Origin of the sequence: Streptomyces sp. DT224 (genome assembly GCF_049844595.1) — a bacterium.
In the GTDB taxonomy this organism is placed as follows: Bacteria; Actinomycetota; Actinomycetes; order Streptomycetales; family Streptomycetaceae; genus Streptomyces.
On record NZ_JBNCLI010000008.1, the window covers coordinates 203,903 to 226,492 of the forward strand.

Sequence of the window (22,590 nt, forward strand, 5' to 3'; positions counted from 1 at the left end):
GCGGACCGGCCGGGTTGCCGGTGCGCACCGTGTCTGAGGGGCGGGTCAGCCCAGGTCGGGCCGGTGGGTGACGCGGACGGTGTTCACGAGCGGCTGATCGGCCGGGCTCGCGAACCGCAGGTTGAGCTGCCCGTCCCCGACCCGCACGGTGAACCTCTTGTTCAGGGCGTGGTAGGTGCCGCCCGCCTCCAGTGCGATGTCGACGTCCGGCAGCTCCTGGGTGCCTTCGGCGAGTACGTCGAACAGCCGCTTCCCGGGCTGGGTGCTGCTCAGTTCGGCGAACCCGAGCTCCACCTCGTACACGCCCTCGGGCAGCCCGTCGAAGCGGTACTCGTAGGCGCCCTCGGTGGCGCTGGAGAACAGCTTCTGCTCGTCGGTGCCCGCGATGGTCTTCCGGGTGGTGACGGTCCTGCTGCGGCCGAGGTAGCCGTGCGAGCCCTCGGTATAGGCCCGGTCGGGGGCCCACAGCTCACCGGCGGAGTCGGTCACCGCGGTGGCGGAGCCGGCGTCGATCGCGGTGCGGTACGCGGGTACGGCGACGACGACGGGAAGGTCGACGGCGGGGGTGCGGCCGCTTTCGGACGCCACCCGCAGGGTGCCGCGCAGGACGGTGCCGGGTGTGGCGCTGGACGCGTCGAAGGTGACGGTCACCTTCTGCGTCCCGCCGGTGGCCAGCTTCCCGGTGGCCGGTGCGGCCGTCAGCCAGCCGGCGCCGTCCTTCTCGGCAAGGGTGTAGTCGGCGCCGAGCCCGGAGTTGGCGAGGGTGAAGGTACGGGTGCGGCGTTCCCCGGCGGGCACGACGAGCTGCCACCCGTCGGCGGGGGAGGCCGTGACCAGGCCGGTGCGCAGGGCGCTGTCGGCGCGCGACACATCACCGCCGCCGAGGACCGCCGAGCGCGTCGCGGTCTCGTAGTGGGAGGCGCCGACCTTGCCGAGGCTGTTCCAGACCTTCGGGGCGTTGATCCGGTCGACGTTCCACTCGACCCCGTCCACCGTGTTCACCCGGCCGCCGGTGGTGGCGTGCGGCAGGGCGAGAGCCTTGTCCTCGTCGATCGAGGCGACCTCGGGCCGTTCGGCGATCTTGCGGGCCAGGTCCCGGTCGCCGGTCACCTTGAGCGTGTTGGCGATCCAGTACGAGGTGTAGCGCGCGCCGGCCTCCTTGAGCAGTGACACGACGTCGGCCTGGCTCCGGCCCGCTTGGGCCTTCCTGGCCGCGATGACGGCGCGGCCCCGGTCCGCCTTCCTCGTCTTCTTGCGCGCCGCGGAGGTATCGGCCTGCTCGCCGAGCTGCACCCAGAAGGTGACCCGGTCCTTCGCGTCGAGCTGCTCGCGGACCGCGCCCGCCGTCTTCTGCGCGTACAGGCTCGGCTCGGGAGGAACGGCCGCCGAGGCGGGCAGCACACCGGCTAGTGGCAGGCTCATGACACCCGAGAGCAGGCCTGCGACGACGGTGCGCCGTCGTGCGGGGACTTGCCTCAACGCGCACTCTCCTTCACACGAACGATCACGAGGTGGTGACCACAGCAGTATGGGAGCGGTACACCGAGTCACCGGGGGGCGTGGGCTGACGAGTTGGCGACATGGCGTCCACTCGCCAACCGACCGTCCGGACGGTGGGCGGGATGTCCCCGAAGGCCGAGGCTCCCGGACGAGACCGCGTCCGGGAGCGCTCGCCCGTCACCTCACTTGATGGCGTACGCCCGAGTGATGGTCTGCTGCACGGAGTTCCCGTCCGCGTCCTTCGCGACGACGCGCAGCGACACGTATCCAGCCTTCTTCGGGTGGTGGGCGGAGACGGTGAACCGCCCGTCGGCGCCGCCGGACACCGCCGCCCTGCCCCAGGTGGCGCCGTCGTCGTACGAAACCTCCGCGGTCAGCGTCCGCGCCCGCACCGGGCCTGCCGTCCCGGGTTCCTCCGTGCGCACCGAGAAGCTGAACTTGCGCCCTGCGGGAGCCCGGTTGAGCAGGTCGAGCGGCAGGTCGTAGTAGAGCTGGAGCAGCCGGAGCGGGGCCGTTCCCGACTCCGGACGCGCCGAGGTGAAGCGCCACTCGGAATGGGTGCGCGTGGACATCTTCCAGTAGTCCGCGTCGCGGGCGCTGTCCATGGTGAGGGTGTACTCGGTGGGCTCGGCGTACGGTGCGGGGAACGAGCCGACGGCCGTGATGCGCTTCGCCAGCACCTCACCGTGTGCGGACAGCGTCGTGGAGAACGCGTCGGTGGCGTACGAGTACACCCCGTCGTGGCCGGCCCCGGAGTCGGTCCAGGGGGTGATCGCCGGGTTCATCGTGGCCGGACCACGGACCGGGATGTACTCCGGATCGTTCTCCGGAACGGCAGGGCGGGCCACCTGCTTCAGCCAGTCCTCCTTGACGACCTGACCGGGTGTGTAGTCGGTCATCGGCCCGCTGTAGTGGCTGCCCCACTCCTTGTCCAGGTACACGAGGTGGCGCCAGGTGACGCCGCTCGCGGACACCCACTCGGTGCGGTGGATCGGGGCGGGCAGGGGGCGCGGCGTGCTCCAGGACGTGGCGGTCGGCGCACCCGGGCGGTAGGCCCAGCGCAGGTCCTGTGCGTAGGGGTGTTCCGTCTGGGAGTGGTAGTCGGCCTCCACACGGGCGGTGTTGGTGTCGTCCACCGTGAGCGTGGTGTCCTCGGGCACCCGGCCGTCCCAGGGGAACAGCAGGTCGTACGCGTACCGGCTGCGCGCCTCGGCCGATACCAGCAGGTACTGATGCCCGGAGGCGGCTTCCTGGGCGAGCTTCTGCCCCGGTCCGGCGTCGAGGGTCAGGGCGGGAATCGGCAGCGTGTCGGTGCCCGCCGACACGAGGAAGCGGCCGGGCGCGGTGGTGTACACGAGCGCCGCCTTCGCACCCGCCCGGGCCACCGCTGCCACCTGGTCCGTGAGGGGCGTGTCCGCGTCGGCGCGGATCAGCGCGACCCGGCCGGACAGCGTCGCCCCGGCGAGGTCAGCCGGCGAGGCGATGCCGACCGGGACGACCCTCCGCACTGAGACCCCGTCGAGCCTGGGCGAGCCGACGACGTACTCCGGGTCGGTGACCCGGCCGCGGCCGAGCGCGTCGATCCGGATCTCGGGCGTGTACATCACCCACTGCGTGAAGAGGGTGAAGCGCTCACGCGTGGTCTTCTCGGTCGGCAACGCGTAGACGTGGTCCACGTACTGGTCGAGCTGCGCGATCTGGGTCGCCGCACGCGATCCGCTGGAGCGTTCGTACCCGATCAGCAGCCCCCGGTGTTCCGCTGCGGTCGGCGTCTTGACTTTGATCTCCCTGGCGGCGGTACCGTCCAGTTCGATGGTGCGGTCACGGTCCACGGCCATCTGCGGGTCGCCCGCCATCGTGAAGTCGACGACCTGTTCGCCGGCATCGTCGAACCCCGCGAGGAAGCCCATCAGGCTGTACGTGCCCGGCTTCACGCGGAATCTCGCGTCGCCCTTGGCGTTGAACGGGACGGTGGACAGCGCGCCGGTGTCCAGGTTGTAGAGGCTCGCGTCGCTGTTGCGGTAGGCGGGCTGCCCCGCGTGGTTGACGGCGTGCACCGTGACGGAGACCACCTGGTCCTCCTTGACCAGCCCGAACTCCGTGTGCACGCCACCCGAGCCGTCACGCGGCACGGCGGTGAGCGTCCCGCTGATCCGCCCGCTGGGACCTGCCCCGGGGTCTGCGGTCAGGCCCACCTCGGCGGTGCCGTGAGCGGGAATCGTCACCGACTCGGCCGACGCCGTCACCATGCCGTCGGGCAGCGGTGAGCCGAGTCCGTTGTCGCCGCGCACGGACAGGTCCAGTGTCCGCGAGGCGTCCCCGTCGTTGCGGTACACCACGGTGCGGGTCACCGGCTCGTGCTCGGGGCCGTACGTGAAGAAGCCGAAGCCGACGGACCCGGTCGCGAAGAGCGAACGCGCGGTCGTCCGCCCGATGTCCACCCGCCCCGCGCCCTGCTCGTAACCCGTTGCTCCGTCGACCGACTCCGAGGTGGACATCAGGGCGTCCTTGAGCTGTCGGGGTGACCAGTCGGGGTGCTCCTGTACGAGGATGGCCGCCGCGCCCGAGACGTGCGGTGTCGCCATGGACGTGCCGCTGAGCGCCGTGTAGTGCGCGTCGACGACCTCCCCCCGGGCGGTCCCGGCCGCGCGGGCCGCGACGATTCCGACGCCCGGCGCGGCGATGTCCGGTTTCGGGGTGCCGTTGGTGAGCGGCCCCCGGCTGGAGAAGGACGCCGTCACGTCGTCGTGGTCCACGGCCGCGACCGCGAGCGCGGAGGGCGCGGCGGCCGGGTTGGCGACGCTGCCCGGTGTGGGGCCGTCGTTGCCGGCGGCGATGACGAAGAGGGCGCCGGTCTCCTCGGTCAGCTTCTCGACGGCGAGGCTGGACGGGTCGTCACCGTTGCCCGGGCCGCTGCCCAGGCTCATGCTGATGACGTCGGCGCCGGAGCGAGCGGCCCACTCCATCGCGCCGATGACGGCGGACGTGGTGCCCTGCCCGTTCTTGTCGAGCACCTTGCCGATGACCAGCTCGGCCCCGGGCGCCACCCCCTTGTACTTCCCGCCGGACGCGGCACCGCTGCCCACGACGGTGTCGGCGACATGGGTGCCGTGGCCGTTGTTGTCGACCACCGAGGCGGCGTCGCCCTCGGTGGTGAAGTTCCGGGACTCCACGACCTTGCCGCTCAGATCCGGGTGGGTCGCGTCGATGCCGCTGTCGAGCACGGCGACCTTCACCCCGCTGCCGTCGTACCCGGCCTTCCACGCGACCGGCGCGCCGATCTGCGGAACGCTCCGGTCGAGTGAGGCCGTTACCCTGGCGTCGAGCCAGATCCGGGTCATGCCCCCGTCGAGCGAGGCGCGCCGCGCCCTGCTCCCGGGGCGCACCGCCTCGGCCCAGAACGTGCGGGCCTGCTTCTTGCGCGTACGCAGCGCGGAGGCGCCCAGGCTCTTCAGCGTGCGGGTGCGGGCGGTGCCGTCGGGCACCGCGGCCCGGGCCGCGCGGGCCGCGGAGCCGTACGAGACGATCAGCGGGAGGTCGGCGGCGCGCGCGTCGTCGTACCCCTGCTCGACCAGTGCGCTGACATTGAACAGCCGCGCGTCGACCTTCCCGGAATCGACCAGGTCACGCGCCTGCTCGGGGATGACGAACAGGCCGTCGGACGACTCGCTGATGTACGCGTTGTGGCGGACCGCTCCTTCCTCGGGGACAAGCATCGCCGAGCGGTGCCCGTCCGGCCACAGCGTCAGCCGCACCACGTCCCCGGTGACGAGCGTGACCTGATGTTCGGTCGGCTGCTGCTGCTTGCCGGGGCTCGCTGGGGGCAACGGGGCTGCTGCACCGGGCACCTGACCGAGGCCGCTGAGGCCGAGCGCGAGGGCGGCGGCCGCCGCCAGGAGGGGATACCGTCTGTTTCCGGGCATGCGGGACTCCTTGTCGACACGGGGAAGTGCGGGGAGACCCCACGGATCGTGGCGGAACCCCGCGCACCGCGACAAGGTGTGCTGCTGGCGAGTGTGCGTCAGCGCGTGCCGCTGGCGCACACTCGCCACCCCGACCGGTCAGATCCAGTTGTTGCGCATCGCGTACCAGCCGAGCTGGAGCCGGGACGTCACCGACGCCAGATCCATCAGCGCCCGCAGCCTGCGCTGCACCGTACGGGGCGAGGTCCCCAGTTGCTTGGCCGTCGCCGCGTCCGTCAGGCCGGAGAGCATCAGCTGCAGGATCTGCCGGTCCACGGGCGAGAGTTCGGCGACCTCGCGGAGATACGGGCGTGAATGGCGCCACGCGGTCGCGAACAGCTCCGTGACGAGCGTCGAGAGCGGTTGCCGCATCAGCACCGACCGCTCCGGGCTGAACTGCACCATCGCCGTCTCGCCGTCCGCGACGGCCAGTTTCAGCAGCGGGCTGTCCACCACCCGGACCTGCTCGCCGCGCCGCACCCGCTCCTCCAGGGCCGCCACGGCGGCCGGTTCGGCAAGGAAGTCCCGGTCGACGAGCAACTGATAGGTGACCTCGGGCGGAGCACTGGGCCGCGCCACGCCCTCCTCGTCGCCGGAAGGCGAGTCCGGCGCCGCGGCGAGGGTCTGCTGTACCGGTGTGATCCGGTTGAGGCCCGTCAGGAACGCCTGGAACGTGTGCCGTGCACCGGTCTCCAGCTCCAGGATCCGCCGTGCCTGGGCGGCCGCGCCGTCCACGGTCTCCACCCGCACGGGCCCCTCGTCCGGCGGGTGCGCGCGGACCAGGCCGGCCACTGCCGCCTCGGCGCGCCGCACCTCCTCCTCCAGCCGGCGGAAGACGGAGCGGAGCTCCTCCGGCGAGTCGTCGGCCGCGGCGGAGCGCACAGACGTGTGGACGCCCTGGGGCGTCGCCCGTTTCGCGGCCCCGGGGGTCCTCTTCGGTCGTCCAAGATCGGGCATGGACGTCAGTGTTGTCGACGCCACCCGCCCTGTCGCGAAGCCCGGAACTCCGCTCCGGGGCCCGTTCACCGCGCCATTACTGGCCTTCGGGGCTTCTCGCGGCCGTCCGGCAGACCGTGGCGAAACTGCGTCATGTCGTGACCTCGCCACCGTCGGCCGGCCCGGCCCCCTGCGGGGAGACCGGGCCGGCGGATCGTCAACAACCCCGAACTCAGGGCTTGTTGACGCCGAACGCGCGAGTCACCGTCTGCCTGACCGCGCTGCCGTCACTCGCCGTGACCGTGGCGCGCAGCGTGGCGTACGAAGCACGAAGCGGCGCGGTCAGCAGGGCGTGCGCGGGCGTTCCGTTCCGGGCGTCGGTGACCTTCACCGTGCGCCAGGTGGCACCGTCGTCCCAGCTGACCTCCAGCTTGACCGGGCCCGCCGTGGCCTCGGCGGCGCCCGGCGCCCGCTGCACCTTCAGGTCCACCCGCGTCGGAAGGAGGCTCAGGGCCCTCCCCGAGTCGTCGAGGCCGTGCGGGGTGAAGCGGACACCCATCAGCGGCAGGAGCGTCCCGGCGCCGTCGTCCGTGTCCGAATCGAACGTCCACTCCGTCTGCACCCGGGTGGACAGCGCGGCGTACGCCTGGTCGCGGCTGACGTCCGCGCTCAGGGTGTACCGGCCGGGCCCGGCCGGTACCGGGACGCTCTTCCCACTGCCGACGGCGTTCCAGGTGCTCACCTGCTGCCCGTCCTTGGCCAGCGTGAGGCTGCCGGCCGCGCCCCAGTCGGAGCCGCCGCGGGTGCCGTCACCGTCGACGAACCACGGCGTTCCGGCCCAGACCACGGAGTTGTTCAGCCGGTAGGCGGGCGCTGCCGGAATTCCGGGCCCGACCACCGCGGCCGCGAAGTCCAGCCGGTGCACGGAGTGCCCGTCGAACTTCTCCGTCGAGGTGGCGATGGACTGACGCCCGGCGATCGTGGCCCGGTCGAGCCACTGGCCGGGCGTCCGGTAGTCGGGTACGACCGACGGGAAGCGGACCGACTGGTCGACGAAGAGCGGCATCAGCACGTCGTCGTCCGGAGTGGCCCCCGTCGTGCCCGCCGCCGGAGCGCCCTGGGCGTTGAAGTGCGCACGCACCTCCGTCAGGTCACCGCGCCTCACCGAGAACGTGGGCGTGGCCGGAACGCCGCCGTTCCAGGTACGTGCCACGTGGTAGAAGAACGGGCTGGGAGCCTGCGAGGACGCGCCCTTGGCCGCGAAAGTGGCGAACGTGCGGTACTTCGCGTCCGCCTCGGCGAAGGGGATCGCGAACAGGGACTCGCCGGCGTGCTCACCGTTGCTGACCACGCTCAGCGTGTACGTACCCGTGCCGGCGGGCACGGCGAACGCGGCCTGCACAGCCGTCGCCCGGGCGTTCCGGTCGTGGACATCGGCGCCGACCGGAACGGCGGTGCGAGCGTCCAGGTCGACCGCCGTGTCCGCGAGCGGGGTGACCGTCGCCGCGGCCATGGTGGTGGTACGGCTGTCCCCCGTGCCGCTCGTGATCGTCATGCCGATCCAGTACTGAGCCTCGGGCACCGTCACCGTACCGGTGCCGGAGGTGAGGCGGACCGGGTAGCGGTCGCCGGTCCAGCGGTTGACCATCAGGGCCGAACCAGTCGCCGGGGTACCGTCCCGCTGCTCCGCGTGCAGCGTCACCTTGTGGCTGGGCAGGTCGCTGTCGACCGCGAGGATCGTACGGGTGACGGGCTGCCCGGCCTTCGAAGCGGTGAGTACCGCGGACCACGGACCGTGCGGGAGCAGGGCGGCACGGGTGGTCACGATGGCCGTGGCGCTGCCGTGCGCCGGGACGGTGACCTTGTCGCGGTCCACCGAGAACTGCCCCGCGTTGCCCGGCTGGGCGGTCGGCGACAGCGGCTTCTCGACGGACAGGTCGAGCGTGGCCGCGCTGTCACCGGAGTTGGTGAAGGTGACCGTGTGCTCGGTGTCCTTGCCCGCTCCGTCCGACCAGCCCGCGGTGGTCGTCAGGTTCGCCGGGGAGGCGAGGACCGTCTGCCGCTCGGCGCGGGCCACGTCCACCCGGCCGGTGCCCTGCTGGTACGGGGAACGCTTCGCGTTCGGCACCGCGCTGTTCATGAGCGCGGTCTTGATCTGCTCACCGCTCCAGTCGGGGTGCGCCTGGGCGACCAGCGCGGCGGAGCCCGCCACGTGCGGCGTCGCCATCGACGTACCGCTCTTGGCGGTGTGGCCGCCGCCCATCTTCGCCGCCACGATGGCGACCCCGGGCGCGGTGAGGTCGGGCTTCACCGCGTTGTCGCTCGGGCGTGGGCCCCGGCTGGAGAACGGGGCGAGCTCGTCCTCGGAGTCGACGGCGCCCACGGCCAGCGCGGCGTTCGCGATGGCGGGTGCGCCGACGGTACCGGTCCCGAACTCGCCGTCGTTGCCCGCGGCGACGACGAAGAGCGTGCCGGTGCTCGCCGACAGGTCGTTGATGACCGCGATCGCCGGGTCCGTCTCGTCGGCGGGCCCGCCCAGGCTGAGGTTGACCACCTTGGCGTGCACGGTGTTGACCGCCCAGTCGATGCCGGCCAGCAGCGCGGAGGTCGGGCAGGTACCGGTGCTGTCACAGACCTTGCCCACGGCGAGCGAGGCGTCCGGGGCGACACCCCGGTACGTGCCGTCGACCCCCGCGATCGTGGAAGCCACATGCGTGCCGTGGCCGTTGTCGTCCTCCGCGCTGTCACCGCCGAGGAAGTTCGCCGAGACGGTCACCCGTCCCGCCAGATCCGGATGGTCGGAGTCGTAGCCGCTGTCGAGGACGGCGACCGTGACGCCCTTGCCGGTGTAGCCGTCGGCCCACGCCTGCGGGGCGTTGATCTGCGGCACGCTCTTGTCGAGGGCGACGCGCATCCGGCCGTCGAGCCAGAGCTTGGTCGCGCCGCCCGCCAGCGAGTGCCCGGCGCCCTTGGTCAGACGCTTCCACGTGGTGGCCGCGTCCGCGCCGTCGTCCGGGTCGAGCGCGGTCAGGCCGAGCCGCTCGATGGCCCGCTCCGGCCGCGCCGCACCGCCGACGGCGTCCCGCGCCCTGCTCGCGGCGCCCTTGCCCTTGCCGTGCTGGACGATCACGCCCAGGGCGCCCCGGGCGGTCGTCCCCTGAGCGCCGTAGCCCGCGTCCAGCAGGGCGCCGACGTCGAAGAGGCGGGGGTCGACGCGTCCGGCGGCGAGCAGCGGCTCGGCGTCCTCCGGTACGACGCTGAGGTCGCCGTCGCCCACCGAGCTGGTGGTGAAGGAGACACCCTCACGGCCGGCGGCCGGGGTGACCGTCGCCGAACGGAGAGCGTTGCCGGCGCGCTCGACGGTCACCGAGTCACCGGTGGGCAACGGCACGCTGAGCGTGGTGACGGAGGCGGGCGCGGGGGCCGCCGTGGTCGGGGCGGGCGGCCCCGCCGCGTGTGCCGCGGCACTTACGGGTATGAGCGCCGCCACCAGACCGGCGGCGGCCACGATGGATCTGACCTGCACGGAGAGAACCCCCAAGGATCACAGAAGCGAGAACGCCCTGATCCTGGCAGCGCCATCCCGTCCAGTGGCCGCCCTCGACTGGCGACTTGACGACGCGTCGCAGATCCGCCACGGCCCGCTCAGCCGTAGAGCGACGCGGCCCCCGGGCTGCCGGCCGCGAAGCGCTGACCCGCGGCGATCTCGTCGGCGACCACCGACCACACGGATTCCTCGTCGCCGAAGGGCAGCGGGTCCACCGCGCTCGTCGTCCGCCGGATGTGCTCCACCTCGCGCTCCAGGCGCTCGAAGCCGGCCTCCTCGTCGGCGTCTTCGCCGCTGAAGGCGAACTCCTCCAGCAGCCGCTGAAACCGCAGGGTGACGTGGATGAGGGAGGAGACATCCGTGTGCAGCGCCCGCACGCTCTGCTCGTCCGGGTCGAAGGCGTACACCGTCCCGGAGCCCGGATCGAGCGCGAGGTGGGCGTTCAGCAGCCAGCCGATCACCGGCCACCCGCCCGCGCGCTCGTCGGCGTCGGCCACCTCCCGTACGAGGGGGAGGAGGCCCGACTCCGGATCGGGACCCCGGAGGGAGAGCGTCCCGGTGGGCACGCCCACGGCCTGCAGAAGTCGGGCGCCCTCGGTACGGGCCGCACGGGGCGGGAAGCCGGCGGCGGGCAGGGTGGCGATCCGGCCCTCGCCGAAGAGGGCGACGAGCTCGGTCCGGGTGACGGCGAACAGCACGGGTGGGACTCCGGAATCAGCGGCGGGCGGACGAAGGGCAAGGGGGACAGCATCGCCCACGACGGGAGGCACGGTGGCCCCCCGGGCTCGCGACGGCCGGTCGGGTAGGTTCTCCGGTCATGGTTGATCCGAGCTTCCTGCCCTGGCCCCCCGCGCCGATACACACCGAACGGCTCGTGCTGCGGGAATCCGAGAGCCGGGACCGCCCGGCGTTCATCGAGCTGTTCGCCTCACCGGAGGTGAACGCCTATCTGGGCGGCCCCCGCCCGCGCGACCAGCTCGTCCACGAAGTGCCCGGGACACCGGGGAGACGCCCGGGGCACTTCGTGATCGAGCTCGACGGGGCGATGATCGGCACCGTCGAGCTCAAACGCCGCGACCTGGAACGTCCGGACGCGGTCCGCCCGGAGGCCGGGAAGGCCGAACTGGGCTACCTGCTGCTGCCGGCGGCATGGGGCAGGGGGTACGCCGCCGAGGCGTGCACGGCGGTCCTCGACCGGTTCGCCGCGACATGCCCCGGCGAACCCGTGGTCGTCTTCACCCAGACCGCCAACGCCCCCTCCGTGCGCCTCGCCGAGAAGCTCGGCTTCACCGAGATCCACCGGTTCGAGGCGTGGGACGCCGAACAGTGGATGGGGGTGCGTCCCCCGGCCGCGTAACCCCTCACACCACCGGTGTCAGGCGTCGAGCACGGCGGCGACCGCCTCGATCTCGACCAGCTGGTCCTTGTACCCCAGCACGGTGACGCCCATCAGCGTGCTGGGCACGTCGTGCTCCCCGAAGGCGTCCCGGACCACCTGCCAGGCCGTCACCAAGTCCTCCTGGCGGCTCGACGCCACGAGCACCCGGGTACTGATGACGTCCTGGACCGACGCGCCGGCGGCACGGAGAGCGACCTCCATGTTCTCGACGGCCTTGAGCGCCTGGCCCGCGTAGTCCCCGACCGCCGCCGTCGAACCGTCGTCGTTCAGCGGGCACGCCCCGGCCAGGAAGATCAGCCGCGACTCGGCGGGCGCCGTGGCCGCGTACGCGTACTCGGCGACATCGGAGAGGGCGGCCGAGCGGATCAGGGTGACGGCACGGGGCATGGCGCGGGGTCCAATCGCGTAGGGAGCCGAACCAGGTCATCCTGCCAACGCAGCCCGGCCCCGTCTCCTTCATTTCCGCCGCTGCCCCGCCCTGCCGGCCGCCGCCCACCGCAGCCCGCCCAGCAGGTGGGCGCGGAAAGCCGGATCGGTGTAGGCGTCCTCCGCGTGTCCGAGGGACGTGTAGAACGAGCGGCCCGCGTCGGACTCGCGGCACCAGATCAAGGGGTGGTCGGCCCCCATGCCACCGCCCTCGTAACCCGTCTCGGCGATCGTCGCCAGGACCCGCACACCGGGCAGGTGGCGCGGGTTGCTCCGGAAGTCGTACCACTCGTCGGCCCGGTCCCAGCGCGGCGGCAGGTGGCGTGTCGCCGGGTGGTCCCGGTCCTCGATCAGCACGGTGCCCGGCTGGAAGGCGGGATGCCCGGCGAAGCGCGCGCCGATCAGCTCCCCGTAGTACGGCCAGTCGTACTCGGTGCATGCCGCGGAGTGGACGCCCATGAAACCGCAGCCGTCGGAGAGCCGGCGCCGGAGCGCGTCCCGCCCCTCCGGTGTGAGCACCTCCCCGCTGGTGGACAGGAAGACCACCGCGTCGCGCCCCGCCAGGGAGGCGTCCGTGAAGACCGAGGGGTCCTCGGAGCACTCCACCTCGAACCCGTGCTCCTCGCCCAGCTCGCGCAGGGCCGCCCGCCCGGCGGGGATCGAGTCATGGCGGTAGTCCGCGGTGCGGGTGAAGACGAGAACATCCGACAGGCGGCCGGCAGGGGGCATGCTGCGACTCCGGGTTCCGGGGGTGTGCGCGGTGGCGACGGTCGACGACAGTGTGCCTTGGAAGCGGGGCGTCCCATGCGTACGTACCGGTTGGGCAACCGTTCGAAGCCGCAGGGCCCTCCGTCCGGGGCGCGTCCCTAGACTCGCGGCATGAACAGCCTCACGTGCACCCACTGCGGAACCGTCGGCCTGGAGGACGGCTTCATCGAGGACGCGGGCGAACACTCGCGCGGCTACGCCCGCTGGATCGAGGGCGCGCTGGAGCGCGGGGTCTTCGGCGGCGCCAAGCGCATGGGCCGGCCGCGCCGGCAGATCGAGGCGTTCCGCTGCCCCAAGTGCGGACACCTCGACCTGTTCGCCACCAGCCACGTGTAAGGGGGCCGGCGGGAGGCCCGCCGTTTCGGATACGCCGGCGATATGCGGCGGCTCGTAGCATGGCCGCATGCGTGTGCTGATCGTCGAGGACGAACCGTTTATGGCGGAAGCCATCCGGGATGGCCTGCGCCTGGAGGCCATCGCGGCGGACATCGCGGGCGACGGCGGCACCGCGCTCGAACTGCTCAGCGTCAACAGCTACGACATCGCCGTCCTCGACCGGGACATCCCCGGGCCCTCCGGCGACGAGATCGCCAAGGGCATCGTCGCCTCGGGGAGCGGCATGCCGATCCTGATGCTCACCGCCGCCGACCGCCTGGACGACAAGGCGTCCGGCTTCGGGCTCGGTGCCGACGACTACCTCACCAAGCCCTTCGCCATGCGGGAGCTGGTGCTCAGGCTCCGGGCGCTCGACCGCAGACGCGCGCACAGCCGGCCACCCGTGCAGGAGGTCGCGGGCCTGCGCCTGGACCCCTTCCGCCGTGAGACCTACCGCGACGGCCGCTACGTCGCGCTGACCCGCAAACAGTTCGCGGTGCTGGAAGTCCTCGTGGCGGCGGAAGGCGGCGTCGTCAGCGCCGAGGAACTTCTGCGACGGGCCTGGGACGAGAACGCCGACCCGTTCACGAATGCCGTACGCATCACCGTCTCCGCCCTGCGCAAGCGGCTCGGCGAACCGTGGATCATCGCCACCGTGCCGGGCGTCGGCTACCGCATCGACACCGCGCCCGGGCCGCACGGCGAGGCGACCGACCGTGGCTAGGCAGCCCGGCCCGAGCATCCGCCTCAAGCTCACCCTCAGCTATACCGGGTTCGTCCTGCTGGCCGGCGTGCTGATGCTCGTCACCGGGTGGCTGTTCCTGACCCGCGTTCCGCACATCGGGCTGGTCTTCGTGCCCGACTACCAACTCGCCGTCGCACGCGACTTCGCCCCGCTCGCGGCCACGACGCTGGCGTTCCTGCTGGTGTTCGGGCTCGGCGGCGGATGGTTCCTCGCCGGCCGTATGCTCGCCCCGCTGAACAGCATCACGCGGGCCACCCGCACGGCGGCCGCAGGCTCGCTGTCCCACCGCATCCGGCTCCCCGGACGGCAGGACGAGTTCCGCGAACTCGCCGACGCCTTCGACACGATGCTCGCCCAGCTCGAAGCGCACGTCGGTGAACAGCGGAGGTTCGCCGCCAACGCCTCCCACGAACTGCGCACCCCGCTCGCCGTGACGAAGGCGCTGCTCGACGTGGCCCGCGCAGACCCGGACCGCGCCGCCGATCCGCTCGTCGACCGCCTCCACACCGTCAACACCCGGGCCATCGACCTCACCGAGGCACTGCTCCTGCTCAGCCGGGCCGACCGGCAGACCTTCACACGCGAGGACGTCGATCTCTCCCTCGTGGCGGAGGAAGCGACCGAGACGCTCCTGCCGCTCGCCGAGAAGCACGGTGTCGCCCTCGAGGCCGACGGCGACATCGCGCCCACCACCGGCTCACCGGCCCTCCTCCTCCAGCTGACCACCAACCTCGTGCACAACGCGATCGTCCACAACCGGCCCGAACACGGCAGCGTGCGGGTCACCACCGAGGTCCGCCCGTACACCGTGGCGCTCACCGTCGAGAACACCGGTGACCCGGTCCCGCCGGAGCTCGTTCCCCGCCTCACCGAACCGTTCCAGCGCGGCACCGAACGCGTCCACACCGACCATCCCGGCGCAGGGCTCGGACTGGCCATCGCCCGGTCCATCACCCAGGCCCACCACGGCACGCTCACCCTCACCGCGCGCCCCACCGGCGGACTCCGCGTCACGGTCGAACTGCCCACCGCCACGCCACGAACCTGACCGCGCATATCGCCCGCGTATCGAGATACGCATACGCTCCGGCAACCGCCCCGCGTATTGAGTAGGGGCATGGATCAGAACACCGCACTGCCCACCTCACCCCGTCGCGCCCGAAGAGCCGTCCGCCTCGCCGTCCTCACCGCCCTCGGCGTCGCCGCGGCTGCCTTCGCCCCGTTCGTGCTGCGCATGTTCGTGGTGTCCGTGCCCATGGTCGTGCACGGGGGCTGGTACGCCTGGTTCTGGACGTTCAACGGCGTGATGCTGACCATGGTGACCGCGCTGCCGCTGTCCGCGCTGATCGTGTGGTTCCTGACGCGCAGGCGCAGGGCGGCGGGTGTCGAGCCGGTGTGGGCGCGGCGCGCCTCGCTGGCCGAGGTGGGCATGGTGCACGGAACGGTGCCGTGGGTGTGGCTCATCCTGATGCCGGGCGCGCACGCCGGTGAGGTCCCCGGCCGCGTGAGCCTGGTCCCGCTGGTGGACCTGGTCACGATGGGGCCGCTCGGGCTGGCCGGCAATCTGCTGGTGTTCGCCGCGCTCGGGTTCTTCGCCCCGATGCGGTACGCCGCGCTGGCGTCGCTGCCGCGCGTTCTGGCGCTCGGGGCGGGCCTGTCGGTCCTGCTGGAAACCCTGCAGTACGTGCTCCGGCTCGACCGGGTCTCCTCGGTGGACGACGTCCTGGTCAACGCGGCCGGCGCCGCCCTTGCCGCCCTCGCGTCCACCCGGTGGTGGCTGCCCCGCGAGGGGGCCGCGAAGTGACCGGCCGCTCGAACGCGGCACGCACCCACCGGGCCCCGGCCCGGCGGCGCCCCCGGGCAGTCGCCGCCGTGGTGCTGCCGGCCCTCGCCGCAGCCGTGGTCTGCCTGCTCGCCGGCCACGGACTCCCGGGCACGTCCGGCCAGGCGGCGACGCCCGCCGCGGGCGCCGGGAAGCCGGAACCCCACCGTGCGGGCCGCACTTCCGGAGCGAGCGCCGACGGCTCCACCTCCGTACCGGAGTCCGGACCCGGCACCTTCACCGTCGCGAGGGCCGACGCGCACCGCACCGGCGCGGGCCGGCCGTACCGGGTGGAGGTCGAGGACGACATGGGCGTCGCCCCGGACGAGGCCGCCGAGCAGATCGCCGCGATCCTCGACGACGAACGGGGCTGGGCGCACGGGGCCGGTGTCACCTTCCGGCAGGTCGCCGACGACAGCGCCACGCTGGTCATCCGCATCGCCACCCCGGACACGGCCGACGCCATCTGTGCCACCGGCGGCCTGGACACCGAGGGCGAACTCAACTGCCGGGTGGGCCGGACGGTGGCCGTCAACCTCAAGCGCTGGCAGTTGGGTTCACCCGAGTTCGCCGGGCCGCCCGAGGAGTACCGGGCGCTGATCGTCAACCACGAGGTCGGCCACTGGCTGGGCTACGACCACCGCGAATGCCCCGGCCCCGGTCAGCCCGCCCCGGTGATGATGCAGCAGATCAAGGGCCTGCACGGCTGCGTCTCGAACGCCTGGCCCTACGGGGCGGACGGCAGCTTCCTCGACGGCCCCAAGGTGCCCTGAGCTACCGGGAGCTCATGCATAGGCGGCCAGGAAGGCGCGGATGCCGCCGTCCGCGTAACGGGCCAGATCGGCGTCGGTGTGCTGGGCGATGCCGTGGAACATGGCCTGGTTCACCGGAATCCACAGCACCAGTCCGGAGAAGTGGTGGGCGGCCAGGAGCGGGTCGGGGGTCTTGAGGATCCCCTTGTCGGTGAGGCGGCGGAAGGTGTCCGCCAGTGTGGCCAGGACCCGCTCGAACCCCTGCTCGTACCAGGTCGCGCCGAGCTCCGGGAAGGCGTCGGCGTTGGCGATGATCAGGCGCCGCAGCTGGATCACCTGGGGCCGGGTCAGGGCCGTGAGGAACTGCCGGGCGAGCCGGGTCAGGTTCTCGTCGAGGGCCTCCGCGTCGGCGGGGATGTCGGCCACCAGGTTGACCAGGGCGTCGATGCGGTCCGTGGTGGCCAGCACGATCTCGGCGAACAGCTTCTCCTTGTCCGCGAAGTGCTTGTAGACGGTCTGCTTCGAGACCGCGGCCAGCTTCGCGATGTCGTCCATGCTCGTGCCCGCGTATCCCTTGTTCAGGAACACATCGGTCGCGGCCTCCAGGATCGCCTGGTGCTTGCGCGCTGACCGGCTGTCCATCGTCGACTCCCTCTCCACGTCCGCGTCTGCCTCCACCGGAAGAGTACTGGACTGATCAGTACTCATGTGAGTACTGTACCGTCCAGTTCCAGAGCGCGGCTCGTCGCGGCCTGGAAACCGTGTCAGACATGCATAGCTGGGGGTTGTTCGCATGAGTGGGATCGTGGACAAGGTCGTCTCCGCCGACGGGGCGGCGATCGCGTACGAGAAGCAGGGCGCGGGCCCGGCCGTGGTGCTCGTCGGCGGCGCCTTGATGACCAGGGGTGCCTCCGCCGACCTCGCCGCACTGCTGGCCGGTGAGTTCACGGTGATCACGTACGACCGCCGGGGCCGGGGCGACAGCGGGGACGGCCCCGCGTACGAGGTGCGGCGCGAGATCGAGGACATCGACGCGCTCATCGAGGGCCCGGGCGGTGGCTCCGCGATGCTCTTCGGGATGTCATCGGGTGCCGTGCTCGCCCTGGAGGCGACGGCCCGGGGGAGCGCCGTACCGCGTCTCGCACTGTACGAGCCGCCGTTCATCACGGACGACAGCCGGCCGCCGCTGCCCGCCGATTACGTGGCGCACCTGACGGAGCTGATCGGCCGCGAGGCGTACGGGGACGCCGTCGCCTACTTCATGGCAGCGGCGGTCGGCGTGCCCGGCGAGGTGATCGAAGGCATGCGGCAGGCCCCGTTCTGGGCGGACCTGGCGGCCGTCGCCCCCACCCTCCCGTACGACGGCCGGGTCATGGGCGACACCATGTCCGGCCGGCCGCTGCCGGTCGAGCGCTGGGCTTCGGTGACCGTGCCCGTGCTGGTCGGCAGCGGAGACGTGGGCGATCCGCACATGCTGACCGGTGCCCGCGAACTCGCGGCGACCGGCGACAACTTCACCCTTCGGGTCTTTCCGGGGGAGGAGCACAACATCCCGGCGCACGCCCTGGCGCCGGTCCTCGGCGCCTTCTTCGGCGGCGAACAGGCGCCGTAGCCGGCACGGCCGGCATTCACCCGCACACCAGAAGGAGCCACCGCATGACCGCACCGGTCAAGGGACCCGCCAGCTACTTCCCTTCCATCGAGAAGAAGTACGGCCGCCCCGTCGAAGAGTGGAAGGGCATGATCCGTGCGTCCGACCTGACCAAGCACATGGAACTCGTCGCCTGGCTCAAGGTCGAACACGGCCTGGGCCACGGGCACGCCAACGCCCTGGTCGCCCACACGCTGGCCGAGCAGGGCAGGTGAACGCGGCCCGCCCGCTCCTCGTGCCGGGGGCGGGCGGGCGTCAGGAGGGGCGCTCACGCCGGGGTGGGCGCACCGTCCCGGTCGGTCTCCTCCGCCGGGGCGGCGACACGCAGCGCCGCTTCGACGCGGCGGTTGTTCGTCATGGACGCGGTGACGGCCGTCATCGTCAGGAGCAGCGCCGCGGCGGTGTAGAGCGGGGTGCGGATGTCGTACGCGGTCGCCAGCCAGCCGCCGACGAAGGCCCCGACGGGTGCCGCGCACATCGCGAGCATGCGGGAGGTGGAGGCGACCCGGCCCATGAGGTGGCCCGGAACGATCGCCTGCCGCAGGGAGGGCCCGAGCACCATCGTGGCACCCATGGCCGCCCCGCAGACGGCGAGCGCCAGCCCGGCCACGTACGCGTTCGAGGCGGAGGCCAGGCCCAGGATCGCCAGCCCCTCGATGGCGGCCGTGCAGGTCAGCGCGGTTCCGGTTCCGAGGCGCCGGCCCAGCTGGGAGGCGACCGCCGCGCCGAGCAGGCCGCCCGCGGCCTCGGCGGTCAGCAGGAGGCCGAAGCCGTATGCGCCGATGCCGAGGCGCTCGTGGGCGAAGAGGACGAGGACCGTCTCCACGGCGAGGAAGGCGATGTTCCCGACGGCGGGGCGCAGCGCCAGCCCCAGCAGCAACTGGTTGCGGAAGACGTAGGACGCGCCGGCCCGGGCCTGCTTGAGCAGCGACTCGCGGGCCTCCGGCACGGGCCGGGGCATGGCGGGCAGCGTACGCACGAGGAGCGCGGAGAGCGCGAAGGACGCGGCGTCGGCGACCAGCGGAACCGCCCGTCCGAGGGCGAGCAGCGCGCTGCCCGCGGGCGGCCCGGCGAAGCCGGACATCGCGGTCTGGGCTCCGCGCAGGCGGGAGTTGGCGCGCTCCAGCTGTGCGGGGTCGCGGCTGAGCAGGTCCGGCAGATAGGCCGTGGCGGCGGTGTCGAAGAAGAGCCCGCCCAGGCCGAGCAGGAACGCGACGGCCGCCAGCAGCGGAATGCTCAGCAGGTCGAGCCCGGCCGCCACCGCGGGTATCGCGAGCAGCACCGCACGTACGGTGTCGGCCACCCACATGGTGCTCCGGCGGTCCCAGCGGTCCACCAGCGCACCGCCGAGGATCCCGAAGAGCAGCCACGGCAGGGTGCTCGCGGCCGTGACGACGGCGAGTGCCAGCGGGTCACGCGTCAGCGTGAACGCGAGCAGAGGCAGTGCGGCGTGCGTGACCCCGTCACCGAGCGAGGAGACCGTCTGGGCGGTCCAGAGCCGACCGAATCCGGTGGGCAGCTTTGCTGTTGCGGCCTTCATCCGGCGTCCCCCTCGCTCCGCTGAACCGGTGCGGGATGAAAGAGTGCGAACACGAGTGAGGTGTCCGGCAGTGACGGATCGGACAGCTCCCGGTACTCGTCGGCCAGGGCCTGCAGCCGCGCCCCCAGCTCGGCGAACTGCTCGTCGGTGAGCCGCAGATGCGCCATCCGCACCTGCCGTTCGCCGCCCGCCGGGGATGCCTCCAGATCCGCCACCGCGTGCCGCATCAGCACATCCGGCCCTCCCTCGCCCGGATCCGGCAGCTCGATCGACCGCGCGGCCATCGCGTAATACCGCTCCATGACGCCCCGCACCTTGCGCGTCCGCACCACCTTCACCAGGCCGGCCCGCTCCAGGAGCCGCACGTGATAGCTGGAACTCCCCTTCGCGAGGCCCACCCGCTCGGCGATCTGCGTGATCGTCGCGGGCTCGAAGCGGAGCACGGCCATGATCCGGTGGCGCGTCAGATTGGAGACCGCGCGCAGCTGCTCGTCGGTGGTGACGTGAAACGTCTCGGGGACGTCGTCGGTTGGCATGCCCTCAATGGTCAACGTTTCTTGACCATTGCGCAAGAGGCTTAGGCGATGAGACGTCAAAAAGGCCCCGAGCGGCGGAGATCCGCCCGCCCCGGGGCCTCTGTCCGGTCCGCCGGGTCGCCCGCGGACATCTGCCGTCGGCCGGCAGCACGTCGGTGTCGACGGTGATCGGCATCAGATCACTTCGTTCAACTCCGCTTGTATACGCGCGGCTTGCGCGTCACGCGCGACGGCCTGGGTGAGGAGGGCCCGCAGGACGAGCACGATGAGCGCGACCCCCAGAATGCCCACACCCACCCCGGTCATGATGACGGTGACCCCCGGGTCGTCCCGCTGGCCCGGGGCGTTCACGGCCGTGACCGCGAACCATACGAGGGCGGCCGAGGTGATCGCGCCGATGACACCGTTCACGTAACGGAAGGCGGCGTGGGAGAACACCGTGCCGCGTCGCGCCATCGTCGCGAGCCGCCAGACGCAGACGACGACGATCTGGACGGACACCATCCCCAGGATCGTGAGCACACGCAATGGCGTCAGCGGCATCGACCCATCCTCCGGATCGTTCCCGCTGGTCAGCGCCCACGCCATGCTCGCCTGTACGAACAGGGTCCCCGCGCACACCACCACGAGCATGGCGCGCAGAGCGCCCACGGTCGGTCGTCCCATGATTCACCTTCCATCGAGCAACGATGGAAAACTATCGAAAGACGATAGGAACGACAAGATGTGGGGTGCGAAAGGGGTCCCGCCTCAGCGGAAGGCGCCGGCGTGTTCCGCGGCCCACTGCCGGAACGGCCTGGCCGGTGTGCCGGTGACGTGCCGGACGGTGTCGCGTACGGCCAGCAGTTCCTCGTTGGCGTCTGCGCCCATGACATCGAGCACCGCGTCCGCGTCCTCCTCCCCGACGACACCGGCCATCCACCGGCGGGCCTCCTGGCGGCCGATCTCCGTGAACGGCACCGTGCGCCCTATCGCCTTCGCGACGGTCTCGACCTGCCGCCGGGCCGGCATCGGCTCCGGACCGGTCAAGGCGTACGCCCGCCCCCGGTGGCCGGGCTCGGTCAGTGCGACCCGGGCCACCGACGCGATGTCCGCGGGATGGATCGTGGGCAGCCCCGTGTCCGCGAACGGCGTGCGGACCGCTTCCCCCGCGCGGATCGAGGGGGCCCACAGCAGTGCGTTCGACGCGAACTGGGTCGGCCGCAGGATGGTCCAGGCCATACCGCTGTCCTTGAGCAGCCGCTCGACCGCCAGGTTCTCGGCGGCGGGGCCGAGGTGCGGATGGGTCAGGGCGGTGATGGACGACACCAGTACCACGTGCTCCACGCCTGCCCGCCGCGCCGCCGCGATGATGTCCGCGTCCGGCCCCACCCGCGACGGCAGGAACAGCGACCGCACCCCGGCCAGCGCGGGCTCCAGGGACTCCGGCACCGCGAGGTCGCCCTCGACGGTCTCGACCCCGGTGGGGAACGCCGCCCGTGAGGCGTCGCGCGTCAGCGCTCTCAGGGGGCCCGCCCCATGGGCGTGCAACTCCCTCAGCAAGGCGCTTCCGATGTTCCCGGTGGCTCCGGTCACGAGGATCATGGCGTGTTCTCCCGTCGTCAGGCGGTGGACTCCGGGACACGCTAGAAACTCAAGCGCACTTCAGGTCAAGCGGGTGGGTCGCGCCACCCCCCCGGTCAGCAGGCGGCCGCTTCCTCGACGGTGGCCCGTACGTGCAGGACCGCGTCGAGGCCCGTGATCCGCAGCAGGCGCTGGAGGTGGGGCCGGGGTCCCGCCACCCGCAGCGCGCCCGCCCGGTGGGTGAGGATCAGCAGGTTCAGGAGCGACGAATCCGCGAAGGTGATCCCCGACGCGTCCAGAACCACCTTCGGATGCGTCCATGCCGCCATGGTCAGCGCCTCTTCGAGCCGCGCGATCGACTGCGCGTCGCAGGAGCCGTGCGCCGCGACCACCCGCACGCCGTCTCTCATGTGCTGCGTCACCACGACCTGCGCCGGGCCCGCCGGGCACGCACCGCTTGTGCCGGCACCGCTCACGCGTGCTGCCGGGACGGCTTCGCCGTACGACACCCCGAGCCTCCTGTGACTCTCACCATGTCAATGAATACGCGAAAAGTATGTCATGTAGTTGAGGTCGGGCAAGGGGTCGCGCTTAGATGGAGGCATGCCTGGAGTACCCGAATCCCACACCGGATGGACGTTCATCACCAACCACGCGCGCGTACTGGCGACCATCGCCGAGGACTCGACCGTCCGGATCCGTGACATCGCCGCCCGCTGCCGGCTCACGGAGCGCGCGGTCCAGCGGATCATCGCCGACCTCGAAGGGGACGGATACCTCTCCCATACGCGAGAGGGCCGCGCGAACACGTATCGCATCGAACCGGACAGGGTGCTGCGCCACCCCGCGGAAGCGGGCCTGTCCGTGGCCTCGTTGCTCACCCTCCTCGTGCAGGACGAGACGGACCGCGGCAGGGAACCGGTGAAGGCGTCGTGAAGCCGCGTATCGGCAGCGTGTCCGGTTGGTGGAGGTGTGACGCTGCGTCACTTCTGCGAGGGGTGGGCTGATTGCCATCGATGGCGGGCCTGCGTGATAGTTGCCGCAAGGCAATGTTTGTCCGTCCAGTTG

General features: G+C 72.0%; 22 protein-coding genes. 9 read left to right on the forward strand and 13 right to left on the reverse strand.

Features of this window, described 5'->3' with window-relative positions; translation table 11 throughout:
* Window positions 1-45 precede the first annotated feature (45 nt).
* From ACLQ2N_RS21445 to ACLQ2N_RS21465, 5 genes are all read right to left on the reverse strand, one after another.
* Entirely contained in the window at window positions 46-1,422 is a 1,377-nt protein-coding gene (locus ACLQ2N_RS21445) for a malectin domain-containing carbohydrate-binding protein (protein WP_425815376.1), read from the reverse strand.
* 260 nt (window positions 1,423-1,682) lie between these two features.
* Window positions 1,683-5,423: a S8 family serine peptidase gene (locus ACLQ2N_RS21450; RefSeq protein ID WP_425815378.1), complete on the reverse strand. Its 3,741-nt coding sequence runs from the start codon at window positions 5,421-5,423 to the stop codon at window positions 1,683-1,685.
* Window positions 5,424-5,561: 138 nt separating this feature from the next.
* The gene (locus ACLQ2N_RS21455; protein ID WP_425815380.1) at window positions 5,562-6,419 is read right to left on the reverse strand and encodes a helix-turn-helix transcriptional regulator; all 858 of its coding nucleotides are present in this window, start codon (window positions 6,417-6,419) and stop codon (window positions 5,562-5,564) included.
* A 211-nt stretch (window positions 6,420-6,630) separates the two neighbouring features.
* Window positions 6,631-9,924: a S8 family peptidase gene (locus ACLQ2N_RS21460; RefSeq protein ID WP_425815382.1), complete on the reverse strand. Its 3,294-nt coding sequence runs from the start codon at window positions 9,922-9,924 to the stop codon at window positions 6,631-6,633.
* Window positions 9,925-10,043: 119 nt separating this feature from the next.
* Window positions 10,044-10,643 (reverse strand): SUKH-4 family immunity protein, encoded by a 600-nt coding sequence (locus ACLQ2N_RS21465; RefSeq protein ID WP_425815384.1) that lies wholly within the window; start codon window positions 10,641-10,643, stop codon window positions 10,044-10,046.
* A gap of 119 nt (window positions 10,644-10,762) precedes the next feature.
* Here ACLQ2N_RS21465 and ACLQ2N_RS21470 point away from each other — a divergent pair, with 119 nt between their 5' ends.
* A complete protein-coding gene (locus tag ACLQ2N_RS21470; protein WP_425815386.1) occupies window positions 10,763-11,302 on the forward strand; it encodes a GNAT family N-acetyltransferase in 540 nt (179 codons plus the stop codon).
* A gap of 18 nt (window positions 11,303-11,320) precedes the next feature.
* Here ACLQ2N_RS21470 and ACLQ2N_RS21475 read toward each other — a convergent pair whose 3' ends face one another.
* Window positions 11,321-11,731 carry a RidA family protein gene (locus ACLQ2N_RS21475; RefSeq protein WP_361026160.1) on the reverse strand — a complete coding sequence of 137 codons (411 nt, stop codon included), beginning with the start codon at window positions 11,729-11,731 and terminating at the stop codon, window positions 11,321-11,323.
* Between the two features lie 69 nt (window positions 11,732-11,800).
* A complete protein-coding gene (locus ACLQ2N_RS21480) occupies window positions 11,801-12,499 on the reverse strand; it encodes a ThuA domain-containing protein (protein ID WP_425815388.1) in 699 nt (232 codons plus the stop codon).
* A gap of 150 nt (window positions 12,500-12,649) precedes the next feature.
* Between ACLQ2N_RS21480 and ACLQ2N_RS21485 the strand changes: the two genes are divergently transcribed.
* From ACLQ2N_RS21485 to ACLQ2N_RS21505, 5 genes are all read left to right on the forward strand, one after another.
* A complete protein-coding gene (locus tag ACLQ2N_RS21485) occupies window positions 12,650-12,874 on the forward strand; it encodes a hypothetical protein (protein ID WP_425815390.1) in 225 nt (74 codons plus the stop codon).
* 67 nt (window positions 12,875-12,941) lie between these two features.
* Window positions 12,942-13,637 carry a response regulator transcription factor gene (locus tag ACLQ2N_RS21490; protein ID WP_425815392.1) on the forward strand — a complete coding sequence of 232 codons (696 nt, stop codon included), beginning with the start codon at window positions 12,942-12,944 and terminating at the stop codon, window positions 13,635-13,637.
* Window positions 13,630-14,706, forward strand: coding sequence for a sensor histidine kinase (locus tag ACLQ2N_RS21495; RefSeq protein ID WP_425815394.1), 1,077 nt, complete (start codon window positions 13,630-13,632; stop codon window positions 14,704-14,706). Before ACLQ2N_RS21490 ends, ACLQ2N_RS21495 begins: the two co-directional genes overlap by 8 nt.
* 69 nt (window positions 14,707-14,775) lie before the next feature.
* Window positions 14,776-15,462 (forward strand): VanZ family protein, encoded by a 687-nt coding sequence (locus ACLQ2N_RS21500; protein ID WP_425815396.1) that lies wholly within the window; start codon window positions 14,776-14,778, stop codon window positions 15,460-15,462.
* Window positions 15,459-16,253 carry a DUF3152 domain-containing protein gene (locus tag ACLQ2N_RS21505; protein ID WP_425815398.1) on the forward strand — a complete coding sequence of 265 codons (795 nt, stop codon included), beginning with the start codon at window positions 15,459-15,461 and terminating at the stop codon, window positions 16,251-16,253. The genes ACLQ2N_RS21500 and ACLQ2N_RS21505 overlap by 4 nt, the downstream gene beginning before the upstream one ends.
* A gap of 12 nt (window positions 16,254-16,265) precedes the next feature.
* On the opposite strand, the gene ACLQ2N_RS21510 is transcribed toward ACLQ2N_RS21505, so the two are convergent.
* Complete coding sequence (locus ACLQ2N_RS21510) at window positions 16,266-16,940, reverse strand: TetR/AcrR family transcriptional regulator (protein ID WP_425815400.1); 675 nt, start codon at window positions 16,938-16,940, stop codon at window positions 16,266-16,268.
* Between the two features lie 85 nt (window positions 16,941-17,025).
* Between ACLQ2N_RS21510 and ACLQ2N_RS21515 the strand changes: the two genes are divergently transcribed.
* Together ACLQ2N_RS21515 and ACLQ2N_RS21520 are read left to right on the forward strand one after the other, a co-directional pair.
* Window positions 17,026-17,844 carry an alpha/beta fold hydrolase gene (locus ACLQ2N_RS21515; protein WP_425815402.1) on the forward strand — a complete coding sequence of 273 codons (819 nt, stop codon included), beginning with the start codon at window positions 17,026-17,028 and terminating at the stop codon, window positions 17,842-17,844.
* Window positions 17,845-17,888: 44 nt separating this feature from the next.
* On the forward strand, window positions 17,889-18,098 hold the full coding sequence (locus ACLQ2N_RS21520) for a DUF4287 domain-containing protein (RefSeq protein ID WP_425815404.1): 210 nt from the start codon (window positions 17,889-17,891) through the stop codon (window positions 18,096-18,098).
* 53 nt (window positions 18,099-18,151) lie between these two features.
* On the opposite strand, the gene ACLQ2N_RS21525 is transcribed toward ACLQ2N_RS21520, so the two are convergent.
* The 5 genes from ACLQ2N_RS21525 to ACLQ2N_RS21545 form a co-directional block, all read right to left on the reverse strand.
* Window positions 18,152-19,423, reverse strand: a complete 1,272-nt coding sequence (locus tag ACLQ2N_RS21525) for an MFS transporter (protein WP_425815406.1) — start codon at window positions 19,421-19,423, stop codon at window positions 18,152-18,154.
* A complete protein-coding gene (locus ACLQ2N_RS21530; protein ID WP_425815408.1) occupies window positions 19,420-19,959 on the reverse strand; it encodes an ArsR/SmtB family transcription factor in 540 nt (179 codons plus the stop codon). Before ACLQ2N_RS21530 ends, ACLQ2N_RS21525 begins: the two co-directional genes overlap by 4 nt.
* Before the next feature lie 174 nt (window positions 19,960-20,133).
* Window positions 20,134-20,625, reverse strand: a complete 492-nt coding sequence (locus ACLQ2N_RS21535; protein ID WP_425815410.1) for a DUF2975 domain-containing protein — start codon at window positions 20,623-20,625, stop codon at window positions 20,134-20,136.
* A gap of 84 nt (window positions 20,626-20,709) precedes the next feature.
* Complete coding sequence (locus tag ACLQ2N_RS21540; protein WP_425815412.1) at window positions 20,710-21,543, reverse strand: NAD(P)H-binding protein; 834 nt, start codon at window positions 21,541-21,543, stop codon at window positions 20,710-20,712.
* A gap of 95 nt (window positions 21,544-21,638) precedes the next feature.
* Window positions 21,639-21,932 carry an STAS domain-containing protein gene (locus ACLQ2N_RS21545; protein ID WP_425815414.1) on the reverse strand — a complete coding sequence of 98 codons (294 nt, stop codon included), beginning with the start codon at window positions 21,930-21,932 and terminating at the stop codon, window positions 21,639-21,641.
* Window positions 21,933-22,125: 193 nt separating this feature from the next.
* Between ACLQ2N_RS21545 and ACLQ2N_RS21550 the strand changes: the two genes are divergently transcribed.
* Entirely contained in the window at window positions 22,126-22,458 is a 333-nt protein-coding gene (locus ACLQ2N_RS21550) for a MarR family transcriptional regulator (RefSeq protein WP_425815416.1), read from the forward strand.
* Window positions 22,459-22,590: the final 132 nt, after the last annotated feature.